Source organism: Microbacterium sp. CPCC 204701 (genome assembly GCF_004010105.1).
Classification (GTDB): Bacteria; Actinomycetota; Actinomycetes; order Actinomycetales; family Microbacteriaceae; genus Microbacterium.
The window spans coordinates 1-2,685 of sequence record NZ_RRYE01000388.1; the positions used below are offsets into that span (position 1 = coordinate 1).

At 72.7% G+C, this 2,685-nt stretch carries 2 protein-coding genes; both read left to right on the forward strand.

Annotation, left to right across the window (positions count from 1 at the left end; genetic code table 11):
* Nucleotides 1–19 precede the first annotated feature (19 nt).
* Nucleotides 20–1,177 carry a PQQ-dependent sugar dehydrogenase gene (locus tag EIO58_RS15765; RefSeq protein WP_127820301.1) on the forward strand — a complete coding sequence of 386 codons (1,158 nt, stop codon included), beginning with the start codon at nt 20–22 and terminating at the stop codon, nt 1,175–1,177.
* Nucleotides 1,178–1,193: 16 nt separating this feature from the next.
* Nucleotides 1,194–2,685 (forward strand): acyl-CoA dehydrogenase family protein (locus EIO58_RS15770; RefSeq protein ID WP_127820302.1); only part of this gene is annotated, 1,492 nt, incomplete at its 3' end.

Genomic DNA, 2,685 nt, shown 5'->3' on the forward strand with positions numbered 1-2,685 from the left:
AGGCGGCCGCGGCGGGCGGATGACGCGCCACCGTGCGCGCCGGGTCGCGGCGGCGGTCTGCCTCGTGGCGGCACTGCTTGCGGCATCCGCGTGCAGTCCGCCATCGCCGAGTCCTGCGCCGTCGCGTGCGGTTCCGACGGTGGGCCCGAGCCCCGTCGTGTCCAGCCCCTCAGCCGACTCGGCCGCCTGGTGGCGTGCGGGGGAGGTGTCGACGCTCGCGACGGGGCTCGCCGCCCCGTGGTCGGTCGTGCCCCTCGACGGCGGCGGCGCGCTGATCTCGCAACGCGACGACGGAGTGATCCGCGAGCTCACGGCCGACGGCGAACTGCGCACCGCCGGGACGGTGGACGGCGTCGTCTCGGGCGGCGAATCCGGACTGCACGGTCTCGCGCTCCACGTCGAGGACGACGAACCGCTGCTGTACGCGTACTTCGGCGCGCAGGACGACAACCGGGTGGTGCGGATGCCGCTGCTCGGCGCACGGGGCGCGCTCGAGCTCGGCGCACCGGAGGTCGTGCTCGACGGCATCCCCCGGGCGAGCACGCACGACGGTGGACGCCTCGCGTTCGGCCCCGACGGCTACCTCTACGTCGCGACCGGAGACGCCCAGCAACGGGATGCCGCGCAGGACCCGGGCGCGCTCGGAGGGAAGATCCTCCGCGTGACGCCCACGGGGGACCCGGCCCCGGGCAATCCGTGGGGCAACGCGGCGTGGTCGATGGGCCATCGCAATGTGCAGGGCATCGCGTGGACGGCGGACGGGCGCATGTGGGCGAGCGAGTTCGGGCAGGACGCGTGGGACGAGCTCAACCTCATCGAGCCGGGCGCGAACTACGGCTGGCCTTCTGTGGAAGGCATCGCCGGGGAGGAGGGGTTCGCGGACCCGGTGGTCGCGTGGACGACCGACGAGGCGAGTCCCAGCGGCATCGCCGCACGCGGCGGCACGGTGTTCCTCGCCGGACTGCGCGGCGAGCGGCTCTGGGCCGTCGACACACGAGACGGCGGGATCATCGGCGAGCCGGTCGCGGCCCTCACGGGCGAGCAGGGTCGCCTGCGCGATGTCGTCGCTGTGGGCGACGGGTCGCTCTGGCTGCTGACCAACAACACCGACGGGCGCGGCAGCCCCCGCCCTGAGGACGACCTGCTGCTGCGGGTCGCGCTCGTTCCCGCCGCGTGACGCTACGGTGAGTCCCATGACGGCATTCGCGCGCGGTCAGCGCGTCAGCGGCGCTGCGACGCACCACGTGGAGAACCAGCCGCCGTGGCGCGTGGACGTCGACGAATACTCCGACAACGCCGTGCTGCGGTCGGCGGTGAATTCGTTCGCTGCGGGATGGGCCGACGAAGGCCTTCGCGAGGCGGGCGGGGTCGTCGGGTCCGCCTCGTTCCAGCGCGACGCCGACTTTGCGAACGTCCACAGCCCGGTCACGCATGCCCATGACCGCTGGGGCTTCCGCCTCGACGAGGTCGAGTACGACCCGTCGTATCACCGAGTGATCGGCGAGGCGGTCGCCCGCGGCGCGCACACGTCGGCCTGGGCGGATCCGCGGCCCGGTGCGCACGCGGCCCGAGCCGCGATGTTCATGCTGTTCGCGCAGGTCGAGCCGGGCCACGCCTGTCCGATCTCGATGACGCACGCGGCGGTCGCGTCGATCGAGGGCTCGCCGTGGGTCGCCGACGAGTGGCTGCCGCGCCTGTACTCGCGCGAGTACGACCCGCGTCTTCTCCCGGGCGACGAGAAGCGCAGCGCGCTGATCGGCATGGCCATGACCGAGAAGCAGGGCGGCTCGGATGTGCGGGCCGCAACCACGGTCGGCGAGTCGATGGGCGGCCACGCGTACCAGATCACCGGGCACAAGTGGTTCTGCTCGGCCCCGATGTCGGACGCGTTCCTCGTGCTCGCCCACACGCGTCGCGGCTCGGTCGACGAGGGACTGTCGTGCCTGTTCGTGCCGCGCGTGCTGCCGCACGGCGTGCGCAACGTGTTCCGCATCCAGCGGCTGAAAGACAAGCTCGGCAATCGTTCGAACGCGTCGGCCGAAGTCGAGTTCGACGGCACGGTCGGCTTCGTGCTCGGGGAACCCGGACGCGGCGTGCGCACGATCATCGAGATGGTGCAGCGCACACGCCTGGACTGCGTGCTCGGCACGGCCGCGGGCATGCGGCAGTCTGTGGCGGAGGCGCTGTGGCACGCGCGGGGCCGCCACGCGTTCGGCGCGCTGCTCGTCGATCAGCCGGCGATGACGGCGGTGCTCGCCGATCTCGCGCTCGAGTACGAGGCGGCCATGCTCACCGGGCTCCGGCTCGCGCAGCTGTTCGAGGCCGACGCGTCCGATCGCGATATCGCGCTGCGGCGCCTGGCGACGCCGGTGTCGAAGTACTGGGTGTGCAAGCGCGGTCCGCATCACGCGTACGAGGCGATGGAGTGCCTGGGAGGCAACGGCTACACCGAGGGGTTCCCTCTCGCGCGGCGCTATCGTGAGCAGCCCGTGATGGCGATCTGGGAGGGATCCGGGAACGTCATTGCGCTCGATGTGCTGCGTGCCCTCACGCGCGACGCGGCGCCCGCAGAGGCGTTCGCCGACGAGCTGGGCACGACGCGCGGTGCCTCGCGGGTGCTCGACGCGCACGTCGAGCGCACGCTCGCGCTGCTGCAGCGCCTCGCGGCAGCGGAGCCCGGCGATG